10 protein-coding genes are annotated in these 12,762 nt (G+C 64.0%); 3 read left to right on the top strand and 7 right to left on the bottom strand.

The genetic code is table 11. From position 1 onward, the window contains the following. Window positions 1–39: 39 nt before the first annotated feature. The 4 genes from G7Y54_RS03035 to G7Y54_RS03020 all read right to left on the bottom strand — a co-directional run bounded on the left by G7Y54_RS03035 (window position 40) and on the right by G7Y54_RS03020 (window position 2,825). The gene (locus G7Y54_RS03035) at window positions 40–1,209 is read right to left on the bottom strand and encodes an iron-containing alcohol dehydrogenase (protein WP_165077120.1); all 1,170 of its coding nucleotides are present in this window, start codon (window positions 1,207–1,209) and stop codon (window positions 40–42) included. 82 nt (window positions 1,210–1,291) lie between these two features. Continuing rightward, window positions 1,292–1,816, bottom strand: a complete 525-nt coding sequence (locus G7Y54_RS03030) for a flavodoxin (protein WP_165077118.1) — start codon at window positions 1,814–1,816, stop codon at window positions 1,292–1,294. After that, entirely contained in the window at window positions 1,816–2,652 is an 837-nt protein-coding gene (locus tag G7Y54_RS03025) for an SDR family oxidoreductase (protein ID WP_165077116.1), read from the bottom strand. The genes G7Y54_RS03030 and G7Y54_RS03025 overlap by 1 nt, the downstream gene beginning before the upstream one ends. Further along, window positions 2,652–2,825: an SDR family NAD(P)-dependent oxidoreductase gene (locus G7Y54_RS03020; protein ID WP_165077114.1), complete on the bottom strand. Its 174-nt coding sequence runs from the start codon at window positions 2,823–2,825 to the stop codon at window positions 2,652–2,654. The genes G7Y54_RS03025 and G7Y54_RS03020 overlap by 1 nt, the downstream gene beginning before the upstream one ends. A gap of 137 nt (window positions 2,826–2,962) precedes the next feature. Here G7Y54_RS03020 and G7Y54_RS03015 point away from each other — a divergent pair, with 137 nt between their 5' ends. Together G7Y54_RS03015 and G7Y54_RS03010 are read left to right on the top strand one after the other, a co-directional pair. Then, on the top strand, window positions 2,963–3,535 hold the full coding sequence (locus tag G7Y54_RS03015; protein WP_165077112.1) for a helix-turn-helix domain-containing protein: 573 nt from the start codon (window positions 2,963–2,965) through the stop codon (window positions 3,533–3,535). 20 nt (window positions 3,536–3,555) lie between these two features. Beyond that, window positions 3,556–6,102, top strand: a complete 2,547-nt coding sequence (locus tag G7Y54_RS03010; RefSeq protein WP_165077110.1) for an excinuclease ABC subunit UvrA — start codon at window positions 3,556–3,558, stop codon at window positions 6,100–6,102. A 23-nt stretch (window positions 6,103–6,125) separates the two neighbouring features. Here G7Y54_RS03010 and G7Y54_RS03005 read toward each other — a convergent pair whose 3' ends face one another. Beyond that, window positions 6,126–7,805: a peptide-binding protein gene (locus G7Y54_RS03005; protein WP_165077108.1), complete on the bottom strand. Its 1,680-nt coding sequence runs from the start codon at window positions 7,803–7,805 to the stop codon at window positions 6,126–6,128. Between the two features lie 140 nt (window positions 7,806–7,945). On the opposite strand from G7Y54_RS03005, the gene G7Y54_RS03000 reads away from it, so the two are divergent. Next, window positions 7,946–11,185, top strand: a complete 3,240-nt coding sequence (locus G7Y54_RS03000; protein ID WP_165077106.1) for a DEAD/DEAH box helicase — start codon at window positions 7,946–7,948, stop codon at window positions 11,183–11,185. 84 nt (window positions 11,186–11,269) lie between these two features. On the opposite strand, the gene tpx is transcribed toward G7Y54_RS03000, so the two are convergent. Both tpx and G7Y54_RS02990 read right to left on the bottom strand, forming a co-directional pair. Next, a complete protein-coding gene (gene tpx, locus G7Y54_RS02995) occupies window positions 11,270–11,773 on the bottom strand; it encodes a thiol peroxidase (protein WP_165077104.1) in 504 nt (167 codons plus the stop codon). Between the two features lie 104 nt (window positions 11,774–11,877). Further along, on the bottom strand, window positions 11,878–12,747 hold the full coding sequence (locus G7Y54_RS02990; RefSeq protein ID WP_165077101.1) for a 50S ribosomal protein L11 methyltransferase: 870 nt from the start codon (window positions 12,745–12,747) through the stop codon (window positions 11,878–11,880). Between the last annotated feature and the right edge of the window lie 15 nt (window positions 12,748–12,762).

Below are 12,762 nucleotides of genomic sequence, written 5' to 3'. Positions count from 1 at the left end.
GCGTGTCGCGCAAGCGTGGCCGGAGTTTTGAGCCCCGCCCTACTCCCAGCAGGCCTTGAAAATGGCCTCCACATCGGCCGGCGTGCATTTGCAATAGGTGCCCGGGACGGTCTGCACCGAGCGGGCTATCTTCGTGAGCTCGGCCATGTCCTTCACGCCAAGCTGCTGCATGGTCGTGGGCAGCCCGACAGAGCGGATGAAATCGGCAAGGGCCTCCACGCCGGCGGCGGCCAGCGCCCTGTCATCGCCCTGCGGCGCCAGCCCCCACACATTGACGGCAAAGCGCACGAAACGGTCCACCGCATGGGGCAGGAGCCAGCGATAATAGGGCGGCGTGATGACCGCGAGCCCTTCGCCGTGGACGCAGTCCGTGAAGGCGCCGATCTGGTGCTCGAGGTTGTGGCAGTCAAAATCCGGCTGCTTGCCAAGGCCCATGATGCCGCAGAGCGCGAGCGAGCTTATCCATTCGATGTTGGAACGGGCGTCATAGTCTTTCAGGTCCTTCATGGATGTGCGGAAATTGCGGATCTGCGCGCGCAGCAGGGCCTCGAGCAGGTCGTCGGAAACATTGTCTGTATCCGGCTTGCAGAAATAAAATTCCATCAGGTGCGACATGGTGTCGAATGCTGTCGCCCGCACCTGGCGTTCCGGCACGGTGAGCGTGTAGTCCGGGTCAAGCAGGGAGAAAATGGGCGAAAGCTCCGGGTAGATGCGGCCGGTCTTGATATTGGTTTCCGTATTGGTGATAACGCCGCCGCCGTCAAATTCGGAGCCGGCGCCGGAAATGGTCAGCACCACGCCGAGGGGAAGCTGCTCGAAATCGACGTTGCCCTGGTTCAGCCAAAAATCGTTCCACCAGTCGCCGGCATAGCGGCTGCCGATGGCCATGGCCTTGGCGCAGTCGATGGTCGAGCCGCCCCCCACGGCGAGAATGAAGTCGATGTCCTTTTCCTTGACGAGCCTGATGCCCTCATCGACCTTCGCCTTGGTGGGGTTGGCCATGATGCCCGGAAAGTCGAAAACGGTCTTGCCCGCCGCGCGCACAGCCGCCGTCACTGCGTCATAGACGCCGGTTTTTTTGATGGAGCCGCCGCCATAGGCGAGCAGCACATTCTTGCCATAGGGCTCGAGGAGCTTTGCAAGATACTTGCCCACGACGCCCTTGCCGAAATAAACGCGGGTATGGTTCTGGAAGACGAAGTTGTTCATGATTTTCTCCTGTGGATGTTGAGGGGATTTCGCGCCAGCTCTCATGCCACCGCGGTATTTGCCGTCATTTGCAGATATTGCGTCACGCGAGGATGTCCCGCGCCCATTTGCGTAAAAGCGCCTCTGCCTCATGCACCTTGTGGCCGATGATGGGCAAGCCTGCCCGGATGGTCGCGGCCGGGCACAGGGCGCTCAGGTCCTTTTCGCTGCGGCCCATGCCGCTGCCCTCATTGGTGCAAAACGGCGCTATGGCTTTGCCCGCTGTGGGGATGGCGTCCAGAAAGGTCCAGACAGGCATGGGCATGGTGCCCCACCAGTTGGGATAGCCCAAGAAAAGTACGTCCACGCCCGTCATATCGGGGACGGCGCTTTTCAATTCCGGCCTTGCACCGGCCCTGAGCTCCTTTTTGGCAACTTCCGTGAGCTCATGATAGTCCCCGGGATAGGTTTGCGCCTGTTCGATACGCACCAGCCGGGCGCCGGTGATTTCGGACAGTTTTTCTGCTGCTACCTCGGTATTCCCCACGGGAAGCTCGACGATTTTTCCATCAACATAGTTTTGCCCCGCATTAGAGAAGTAGGCGATGAGAACTGCTGGTGCGGCCATTATCCCTTCTCCTGCCCAAGGTCTCCATAAAAGAATGCCGCCGTGGCACCCCCGTCTACCAGAAAGTCCGCCCCGGTAATGAACGAACCCTGCGGTCCCAGCAGCAATTCGGCCACATTGGCGACCTCATCCGCCGTGCCGGGGCGTCCCGCCGGGCAGGAGGCGAACATCCGCTTGTAAAAGTCCCCGCGCGGGCCGTTGAATTCGTCAATGGCGAGCGGGGTCACGATGATGCCGGGCGAGATGGAATTGATCCTCGCTCCGCGTTTTCCCCACGTGACGGCCTCGGCCATGACGCGCTTGACATTGCAGCGCTTGGCAAGCTGGTAGGCGCGCAAGGTGTCCGCGATGTTCCCGGGCTGCAAAAAATCCAGCTCAAGCAGCTTTTCGGCAGGCGTTTCGGCGAGCAGGGCGTCCTTTTCCGCGCCCAGGGCCTCCAGCCGGTGCCCGGACTGGCTGGAGATGGTGACGCCAGTGCCCCCGGGCCTGATGACCTTGCCCACTTCTTCCAGAAGGACGGCAGTGCCGTACAGGTCCACCCGCAAAATCGCCTCGATGGATGCCTGGCTCGGGGAAAGGCCGGCCGCATTGACCAGCATGGCGATCTCTCCCTGAGCCTCGCCGGCGGCAATGAGGTTTTTGACCGACTCCCGCGAGGCGAGGTCCGCCTCAAGCGGGAGCGCTTCAAAGCCGGCGCCCGTGAGGATCTTTGCGATGGAGCGGGCGTTTTCCTCTCTTTTGTCGCCCACGATGATCGACTTTCCGGCGCCGACTCGGCGCACGGTGGCCATGCCTATCTGGCCGGCCCCCATGAGGAGCACCACGTCCTTTTTCATCAAGCCTCTCCTTTGCTCCTGAGCGTTTCCCCTCGCAAAAGGAGGGCGCCGACCTTCCCTTCCTTCTCGGTGTGGCGCATGTTGGCGATGACCTCCCAGCCCTTTTCCGCAAACAGCCGCGCCGCCGCCTTGCCAATGCCTGATGAAGCCCCCGTGATGAAGATGGTTGGCATTTTCCCTCCAAAATTTGACAATGTTCGGAAACATATGCTTCTTAACCCACAGGCTGTTTCGGCGACAACAACATGGGGGCGCAAACTGTTTCTTATGCGCCATTTTGGCGAAAACTGTTACGAAAAGGCGGCAGCGCGTGGACGGGAAGCCAAGGGATCTCCGGGTCACAAAAACGCTGGCGCGCATCAGGGCGGCCTTTCTCAAGCTGGTTTCTGAAAGCAGTTATGACCAGCTGACGGTCTCGGCGCTCTGCGCGCAGGCGCAGATCGGGCGCAAGACCTTTTATGTCTATTATTCCTCCCTCGACAGCCTTTTTGAAGAGATCCTTGAAGAAATCACCCGGGACTATCTGCATTCCATCGAGGAATATTCCGCCCCGGAGCATATCAGGGAGATAACCCGGAAATTCTACGAATTTTCCACGAGGCAGGGAAAATACTATGACAATCTCGTGTGCAGCGACAGTTACCAGCGCATCGGCACACGGCTCATGATGCGCCTTGTGCGCGGCACATGGTGCACTTCGCGCTGGTTCACCTCGCTTTCACGGGAAAGGCAGGACATCGTGCTGTGTTTTATCTATAATTCCGGGGCCGGCCTGTACCGGCAATGGATACTTTCCGGCAAGGCCATCCCCATGGAGGCCATGATCGACTATGCCGATTGCCTCATCGCAAAAGGCATCGAGGGTTTCAGGAACCTGGGCTAGCTGGTCAAAAGGAAGAGCACATGAACGGCGAAGCAGCGCAGGTTCCGGCCTGCATCAAGGTCCGCGGGGCGCGCGTCCATAACCTCAAAAACATCAGCGTGGATGTGCCGCTCAACCGCATCGTCGGCGTCGCGGGCGTTTCCGGCTCGGGCAAGTCCTCGCTGGCGCTGGGCGTGCTCTATGCGGAAGGGTCGCGCCGCTATCTGGAAGCACTCTCCACCTATACGCGCCGCCGCATGACGCAGGCGCCCCGCGCCCAGGTGGAGGAGATCTTTTACGTGCCCGCGGCGCTCGCCCTGCACCAGCGCCCGGGCGTGCCCGGCCTGCGCAGCACCTTCGGCACCGGCACTGAGCTCCTCAACAGCCTGCGTCTCATGTTCTCGCGGCTGGCAAGCCACCGCTGCCCTAACGGCCATTACCTCGAGCCCACACTGGACGTGGCAGCGGAGCGGCAGCTGGCCTGCCCGGAGTGCGGGGCCCGTTTTTTCGCGCCCTCCGCGGAGGAGCTTTCCTTCAACAGCCTGGGCGCCTGCCGCACCTGCGGGGGTACGGGCACCGTGCATACCGTGGACATGGCGAGCCTTGTGCCCGACGAGTCGCTCACCATCGACGAAGGCGCCGTCGCGCCGTGGAACAGCCTCATGTGGTCGCTGATGACGGATGTCTGCCGCGCCATGGGCGTGCGCACGGACGTGCCCTTCCGCGAGCTGACGCCCGAGGAGCGCGACATCGTGTTCCACGGGCCGGCGGTCAAGAAGCACATCTTCTACAAGCCGAAAAACAGCAACCAGGCCGGGGAGCTCGACTTCACCTATTACAATGCCGTGTACACGGTGGAAAACGCGCTTGCCAAGGTCAAGGACGAAAAAGGCATGAAGCGGGTGGGGCGCTTCCTCAAGCAGGAGGAATGCCCGGATTGCGGCGGCTCGCGCCTCTCCGACGCGGCGCGGGCGCCACGGCTGCGCGGGCTCGGGCTGGATGCCGTCTGCCGGCTGCCGCTGGACGAGCTCGCACCGTGGGTGGACGGTATCGCGCCGGGGCTCCCCGAGCCCCTGCGGCCCATGGCCCGCGACATCGCGGACGCCTTTGAGGGCGCGGCGAAACGACTGCTCGAGCTCGGCCTCGGCTACCTGGCGCTGGAGCGCAGCGCATCAAGCCTCTCCACGGGCGAGCGCCAGCGCATGCAGCTCGCCCGGGCGGTGCGCAACCGCACCACGGGCGTGCTCTATGTGCTCGACGAGCCCTCCATCGGGCTGCACCCCGCCAACCTCGCCGGCGTGGCCGGCATCATGCGCGACCTCGTGGCCGACGGCAATTCCGTGGTGCTTGTCGACCACGATGTCCAGCTGCTCGAGCGCGCGGACTGGGTCATCGAGCTCGGGCCCGGCGCGGGCGCGGCCGGCGGCAGGATCATCGCGCAGGGCACAGTGGCGCAAATCGAGCAGGACCCGGCCTCGCGCATCGGCCCCTTCCTCGCGGGCGAGCCCGTGGCGGAGCACGGGCCGCGCACAGACGCCCCTCTCTTCGCCGAGGGCGCCATCCACCTCGCCATCGGCGGCATCCATACCGTGCGCCCGCTGGAGGTGGACATCCCCAAGGGCAGGCTCACCGTGGTGACCGGGGTTTCCGGCTCGGGCAAGACAACCCTTGTGCTCGAAAGCCTTGCCCCGGCGCTGGAGGCCGTATGCGCTGGCAAGCCCCTGCCCGCGCATGTGCGCAAGCTGGACGCCGGCGGCATCACGCGCGTTCGCCTCATCGATGCCACGCCCATCGGCGTCAATGTGCGCTCGACCATCGCCACCTATGCCGATATTCACGACGCCCTGCGCAAGATTTTTGCGCGCACGCCCGGGGCGCGCGAGCACGGCTGGAAAGCCGGGGATTTTTCCTACAATACCGGCTCCCTGCGCTGCCCAACCTGCGACGGCACGGGCGTCATCAGCCTGGATGTGCAGTTCCTGCCGGATGTGGACATCCCCTGCCCGGAGTGCCGCGGCTCACGCTACGCGCGCGAAGCCGACCTTGCGCGGCACGCGCTCCCCTCGGGCGCGAGCGTGTCCCTGCCGGAACTCATGGCCATGGATGTGAACGCCGCCATCGAGGTGTGCGGCGCGTGGAAAGCGGTTGCCGAGCGCCTGCGCACCCTCCAGCGGCTCGGCATCGGCTACCTCACTCTCGGCGAGGGCACGCCGGAGCTCTCCGGCGGCGAGGCCCAGCGCCTTAAGCTGGCGAGCGAGATGGGCCGCGCCCAGGGGGACGCGCTCTTCATCTTCGACGAGCCCACCATCGGCCTGCATCCGCTGGATGTGCGCGGCCTGCTGGAGGTCTTCCGGGCGCTGCTCGCCCAAGGGGCCACCGTGGTCGTCATCGAGCACGACCGCGACATGATGCTCAACGCCGACTACATCATCGACATGGGCCCGGGCGGCGGCAAGGCCGGGGGCGCCGTGGTGGCGGCGGGGCAGCCGGAAAGCGTCGCCGCCAACGCGGAGAGCGTGACGGGCAAATTTATTAAGGAAGCGCTTGAAAAGCGGAAGCGCAATGCAAAAACCGCGGCCAGCCACTGAACGGCCTTCCCCGTCTCCCGCGCCTAGGGCGCCAGCGCATGCCGCTGGAGGGCCCTGGGCACCCACCACTTTTCAAAATTGTACATGATGCCAGCGAGCGCCGGTTCGATGCCCATGAAGCGCCGCTGCACCACGGGCAGCGCATAGGGCACGAACAGGAAGCAATAGGGCTGCTCGTCCGCGAGGATCTCCTGCACGCGGGCGTAGAGGGCGGCGCGTTTTGCCCTGTCGGGCGTGGTGCGCGCCTGCTCCAGCAGGCCGTCCACCTGCGGGTTCATGTAATGGATGAAGTTCAGGCCGCCGTCATGGGCTTGCGAGGAATGCCAGATCTGGAAAATATCCGGGTCCTGCGGGATGGTCCAGCCAAGGATGACGGCGTCGAAGCGGCCCTTGTTGACAAATTCGCGGATGAAGGCCGCCCACTCCACCGTGCGGATGCGCGCGTCCACCCCGATGGCGCGCAACTGGCTCTGGATGAGGGTGGCGGTGAGGATGCGCTGCTCATTGCCTTGGTTGGTGAGGATGCTGAAGGCAAAGGGCCTGCCGTCGCGCCTGAGCATCCCGTCCTTGCCGGGCGTGAAGCCCGCCTCGGCGAGCAGGCGCTTCGCCTCGGCCACATCCTGGACAACAGGCTTGAGCGTGGGGTGCGCCGCCCAGGAGCCGGGCTTGTAGGGGCCGAATGCGGCCACCCCCTGCCCCAGCAGGACGCCCTTGACGAGGGCGTGGCGGTCGATGGCGAGCGAGAGCGCCCGGCGCACGCGCACGTCCTTGAAAAAGGGATGCTCCAGGTTGAAGCCGAGAAAGACATATACCGAGGCGAGATAGCGGTATTTGTGGAATTCCCGCTCCCACACGGGCCCCGAGGTCTGGCGCAGGTACTGGAGCGGGCTCAGGTTCATCACGTCGAGCCGCCCGGCGCGCGTCTCCATGAACATGGTGGCGTCGTCCGGGATGATGCGGTACACGGCCTCGTCGATATGCGGGCGCCCGTCGAAATAGGTGGGCGACGCGGCGAGCGTGATGCTGCTGCCGGCGTCCCACGCTTTCAGCCGGTAGGGGCCGGCGCCCACGGGCCTGCGCGCAAAGGGCGTCGCGCGGATGTTCTGCCCCTCAAGGATGTGCTTCGGCAGGATGGGGCTCATCCACGAGGCCACGGCGCGCGCGAAAAACTCGTCATACACGGCCTCGAAGGTGTAGCGGTCGACCACGCGCAGTTCCCTGATGCGCGAAAAATCCTCGGCATAGGGGCTGGCCGTGGCCGGGTCCGTGATCACGCGCACGGTGAAAGCCACATCCTCGGCCGTGAGCTCGGTGCCGTCCTCCCACAGGATGCCCTTGCGCAGGGTGAAGCGCATGCGCTTGCCGCCGTCTTCCATGCTCCAGCGCTCCGCGGCCCAGGGCTCGGGCTCGAGATCCTTGTTGTAGCGCAGGGGCGCCACAAAGAGCAGTTCCGCCACTTCGTGCGAGGCGGAATCCGTGGTGAGGTAGGAAATGAGATTGGAGGCCTCGCCGATGGTGCCGAAAAAGATGCGGCCGCCGTCCACGGGCTTCTCCCCGCTGTCCTGCGGGGTGAGGTCGCCGGCCTCCACGGGGAGCTCTTCGGGCCCCCCGGAGGCGCCCAGCGCCTGTGAAAATTCGCACACGATGGGCCGCAAAAGGCCCGCCAGAAGGACTGCGAGGAGGAGCAGGGAAAATTTTTTCATGGTTCGCAAGGTGATAGTTGCATGTGCCGCGGAAGGTGTGCTAAAGAATCCCAATTCGTGAACTTCAGATGCCCGCGCATTCCCGAGTGGCGGAACGGCCCCCGTTCCGCAAGGGGGAGCGCCGCGTCCGCGAGGGGAAGATGAGCCGTTCAGAGCAGAATGTCGTCAGGGAAATGTGCCAGACCTTCCTGCATGACAGTGTCCCGGAATATATCCGCGATGCGGCGTACTATATCCTCTCCGAGGGCGGGGTGCAAAAAATTAATATCCAGGAAGGCGAGACCTGGGACGTGCAGGGCGTCATCCAGGGGGAGGATTTGCAGGTCTACACCCCCTCCCTGAGCTTCACCATCACCGACAGGAGCGCGCGCCAGCAGTGCAACTGCTCGGACGCCTTTTCCGGCGTGTGCCGCCATGTGGCCGCCCTCGGGCTGCGCCTTGTGGAGGAACTCTGCAAGGAGCAGGGCGAGGCCGAAGACCTGCCCGCGCCGCTCGCCGACTGGAAGCAGAGCTTCCGCAACTTCTTCTCCACCGAGATGGAGCCCGAGCCGGGGCGGCATTATCTCATCTTTCGTTTCGAGCCCGAGCCCGGGCGCCTGCTCGTGTCCTTCTTTCGCGGGCGGCAGAACAAGTCGGGCCTCTCCAGCGTCCACTCCGAGGTGACGCTCCAGCAGATCATCCAGAACCCGGACTGGAGCGAATTTTCCCCCCAGCTCCCGCATGTGGCGCGGCAGATAGGCCAGCATCTCGATTATTACGGCCATCGTGTGGAGATCCCCGACGGGCTCACCTCCTGGTTTTTCTGGGCCGTGCGCAAGGAATACTACCTGCTCTGGAAAGACACGGACAAGCCCTGCCGCATCGAGAGCGCGCCCTTTGCGCTCAAGCTCAAGCCCCGCCTGGACGACGCGGGCTTCCATTTCGAGGTGCTGCTCAAGCGCGAGGGCCGGGCGCCGCTCCCCATCCGCCCCGGCAAGGATGAAAACGAGGCCGGCGACGACTGCCCCATAACCTTCCACGGGCAAATGCCCCTCTGGGTGTGCTACCAGCACAATTTTTATCCCGTGCAGACGGGTCTGTACCCCTCCCTCGTGCATAACCTCATCCATGACCGGCCCGTGGTGCCGCACGAGGAGATCTCGGAATTTCTCGACCGCGTGTGGACGCGCCTGCCCTCGTCCGAGCTCTACGAGCCGCAGGAATTCCTCAAGCTCATGGAGCCCGTCTTCCAGCCGGCGACCTACAATCCCAAGCTCTTTCTCGATGAGGAAGGCAGCCTGCTCACGCTGGAGATCGACAATATCTACGAGACGCGCCACGGCGAGTTCACCCTGCCCGGCCCGAACCCCGACTTCCAGACCGGCAGCTACACCTACGAGGGCCAGACCTACCTCGTGCGCCGGCACCAGGACGAGGAAGCCCAGCTCATGAACGAGCTTGCGGGCATGGACTTTCAGGCGCGTTCCAACAAGCTCTGGTTTCTGGAGCCGGAAGAGGCCATCGCCTTCCTGCTCGACAGTTATCCGCGCCTTGTGGAAAATTACCGCGTTTACGGCGAGAAAGCGCTCTCGCGCTACAAGATGCGCACGGCCAAGTCCACCATCACGGCGCAGGTCACGAGCAACGAAAAGGAAAAGTGGTTCTCGCTCGACATTACCGTGGATTACGAGGGCCAGTCCCTGCCGCTGGAAAAGATCTGGAAGGCTTGGGCGCGCGGCAAGCGCTATGTGCAGTTGAAGGACGGCTCGTATACGAGTCTGCCCGAGGCGTGGCTCGAAAAGCTCTCGCACAAGCTCACGGCCCTCGGGCTCGACCCGAGCAAGCCGCCGCAGCAGAAGTTCAAGCAGTTCGAGGCCCCGGTGCTCGACAGCCTTTTGGAAGACCTGCCCGGCGCCACCACGGATTCGTTCTGGAACAAGCTGAGGGAGAAGATCCGCTCCTTCCGCGAGGTTCGGCCCATCGCGCCGCCCAAGGGGCTCAACGCTTCCCTGCGCGGCTACCAGACGCAGGGCCTCTCCTACTTGAACTTTCTGTCGGAATACGGCTTCGGCGGCATCCTCGCGGACGAGATGGGCCTCGGCAAGACGGTGCAGACGCTCGCTTTCATCCAATATATGGTGGAGAGCCATCCCAAAGGCCCCAACCTCATCGTTGTGCCCACCTCGGTGCTCCCCAACTGGGAGCGCGAGGCGGAAAAATTCGTGCCCAGGCTCAGGCGGCTCATCATCTACGGCACGCGCCGCGAGGGCATGTTCAAGCATATCGAGAGCTCCGACCTCATCATCACCACCTATGCCCTCCTGCGGCGCGACCTTGAGGAGATCGAGAAGCACGAGTTCAACACCGTCATCCTGGACGAGGCCCAGAACATCAAGAACCCCAACACCATCACGGCCCGCGCCGTGCGCCGCATCAACGCCCGCATGCGCCTCTGCCTCTCGGGCACGCCCATCGAGAACAACCTCTTTGAGCTCTGGTCGCTCTTCGAGTTCCTGATGCCGGGCTTTCTCGGCTCGCAGCATGCTTTCCAGCGGGGCATCGTCAAGCCCATCAAGGACGGCGACGCCGAGACCCTCGATTACCTGCGCACGCGCGTGCGCCCCTTCATTCTCCGGCGCACCAAGGCCGAAGTGGCCAAGGACCTGCCACCCAAGGTGGAGAGCGTCACCTGCTGCGCGCTGGAAGAGGCCCAGGCCGAGCTTTATTCCGCCCTCGCGCGCAAGCTGCGCGCGCAGGTGCTTGCCGACGTGGACGAAAAGGGCCTCGCCAAGAGCCAGATGTCCATCCTCGACGCCCTGCTCAAGCTCCGGCAGATCTGCTGCCACCCGCGGCTGCTCAAGATGGACCTGCCGGGCTTTTCCAACAACCTGCCCTCGGGCAAGTTCGACGCCTTCAAGGACATGGTGACGGAAATCGTGGAGGGCGGCCACAAAGTGCTCGTCTTTTCCCAGTTCGTGCAGATGCTGCACATCATCCGGCAATGGCTGGAATTTTCGCAGATGCCCTTCTGCTATCTCGATGGCGCAAGCAAGGACCGCTTCGAGCAGGTGGACAGGTTCAACAACAGCCCGGACATCCCCATTTTCCTCATCTCGCTCAAGGCGGGCGGCACTGGCCTCAACCTTACCTCGGCAGATTACGTCATCCACTACGACCCGTGGTGGAACCCGGCGGTGGAAAGCCAGGCCACGGACCGCACCCACCGCATCGGCCAGACGCGGCAGGTCTTTTCCTACAAGCTCATCTGCCAGAACACGGTGGAGGAAAAGATCCTCAAGCTGCAGGAGGCCAAGCGCGGCGTGGCCGAGGCCATCATCCCCGGGCAGGACACGTGGAAGTCCCTTACGCGTGAAGACCTCGAAATGCTCTTCGACGTGTAGAATCACGGAATTTTGGGAATTTCAAAAAGAAAGGGCGCGCCGGATGTTCGGCACGCCCCGGGCGCTGTGCGGGAAGCTTCGCAATCAGGAAAGCGCCTTCACGGCGTCGAGCACGGCGGCATAATCCGGCTCATGGGTCATTTCCGGCACCACCTGGCTATAGGTGAGCGTGCCGTCCGGGGCCACCACAAAGACGGCCCGCGCGAGCAGGCGCAACTCCTCGATAAGCACGCCATAGGCGAGGCCGAAGCCGCCCTCCTTGTAATCCGAAAGCGTCTCCACGGCCTTGGCATTGGCCGCGCCGCACCAGCGAGCCTGCGCAAAGGGCAGGTCGCGGCTCACGGCCACGATGCGCACCTTGTCGGAAAGTTTGGCCGCCGCGTTGTTAAAGTGCCGCATCTCGAGGTCGCAGACCGGGGTGTCAAGCGAGGGCACGCAGGCGAGCACGAGGATCTTGCCGGCAAAATCCTTGAGCGTGCGCGGCGTGAGGTCATTGGCCGTCAGGGTGAAGTCCGGCGCGGGTGCGCCAACCTTTGGCTGCTTGCCCATGAGGTGCAGGGGCGTGCCCTGAAAAGTCACGGTATCCATAGCTCTTCTCCTCCCTGAGGCTTAAAGTTCTTCTTGAAGTTTTGCGGGGTGGCACCTTGCCACCGCCTCTAAAAAGGCTGCACCAGCGGGCCGGCCATGTCAACTCACTCCCATACGAGCGCGCACCATTCGCCGTCGATGCTGCGCCGCGCCTTGGGCAGCCCCTGTTCACGATAGGCGGCTTCCACCGCATCGGCCTGGCTTTCCAGGAGCCCGGAGAGCACGAGACAGCCGCCGGGCGCCCGCGCAGCGGCAACGGCCGGCGCCATTTCCATGAGCGGCCGGGCGAGGATATTGGCGAGCACGAGGTCGAATGTGCGGCCGGCCACCGCGTCCACGCTGCCGGCGTCGATGACGAAGGCAGCGGGGGCGACGCCGTTGAGCGCCCGGTTTTCGCGCGCGTTGTCCACCGCCAGCGGATCAATGTCGAGCCCTGCGCCGCCAAGACCGCTCTTGGCGCAGCCGATGCCAAGGATGCCCGAGCCCGTGCCCAGATCGAGAAAGGTTTGGCCGGCCTTTACGCGCCCGGCGTCCAGCAATTCGGAAAGCACGCAGAGGCACAAGGCCGTGGTGGCGTGATGCCCGGTGCCGAAGGCGCTCTTGGGCTCGATGAGGATGGGGATGCGGCCCGGAAAGTCCTCCGTGCCGGCAAGCCACGGCGGGAGCACCACAAAGCGCGAGCCGCACAGCACAGGCGTGAAAAACAGCCGCCACGCCGCGAGCCAGTCCTGCTTCTCCACGCGGGTGAGGCTCGTCCCCGCCTGCGGCGCGGTGAGAACCACCTGCTCCCGCAGCCGACGGAGATGTTCTTTCGATTCGCAATGCACGGTGAAGCGCGTTTCGCCGCCGGGGAGGCTTTCCTCCTCCCAGCCGAAGGCCGCTTCGAGCGCGAGCACGCCGCTCACGCGGTCGAAATCCTCGTCTTCCGCAATGATCTCGAGCCGGAACAGGGCCGGCGTATCCGTTTCAGGCATGTGTGCCTCCTGGTT

It is taken from the genome of Desulfovibrio sp. ZJ746, from assembly GCF_011039155.1.
Lineage (GTDB): Bacteria > Desulfobacterota > Desulfovibrionia > Desulfovibrionales > Desulfovibrionaceae > Desulfovibrio.
Note: the sequence above shows the minus strand (reverse complement) of the source record. Positions and strands in the feature narration are given on the sequence as shown.

Bases quoted from the DNA above. Each gene is read 5' to 3' on its own strand.
- G7Y54_RS03010 (WP_165077110.1), top strand. From the start codon at position 3,556: ATGAACGGCGAAGCAGCGCAGGTTCCGGCCTGCATCAAGGTCCGCGGG.
- G7Y54_RS03000 (WP_165077106.1), top strand. From the start codon at position 7,946: ATGAGCCGTTCAGAGCAGAATGTCGTCAGGGAAATGTGCCAGACCTTC.
- G7Y54_RS03005 (WP_165077108.1), bottom strand. From the start codon at position 7,805: ATGAAAAAATTTTCCCTGCTCCTCCTCGCAGTCCTTCTGGCGGGCCTT.
- tpx (WP_165077104.1), bottom strand. From the start codon at position 11,773: ATGGATACCGTGACTTTTCAGGGCACGCCCCTGCACCTCATGGGCAAG.
- G7Y54_RS03030 (WP_165077118.1), bottom strand. From the start codon at position 1,816: ATGGCCGCACCAGCAGTTCTCATCGCCTACTTCTCTAATGCGGGGCAA.
- G7Y54_RS03020 (WP_165077114.1), bottom strand. From the start codon at position 2,825: ATGCCAACCATCTTCATCACGGGGGCTTCATCAGGCATTGGCAAGGCG.
- G7Y54_RS02990 (WP_165077101.1), bottom strand. From the start codon at position 12,747: ATGCCTGAAACGGATACGCCGGCCCTGTTCCGGCTCGAGATCATTGCG.
- G7Y54_RS03025 (WP_165077116.1), bottom strand. From the start codon at position 2,652: ATGAAAAAGGACGTGGTGCTCCTCATGGGGGCCGGCCAGATAGGCATG.
- G7Y54_RS03035 (WP_165077120.1), bottom strand. From the start codon at position 1,209: ATGAACAACTTCGTCTTCCAGAACCATACCCGCGTTTATTTCGGCAAG.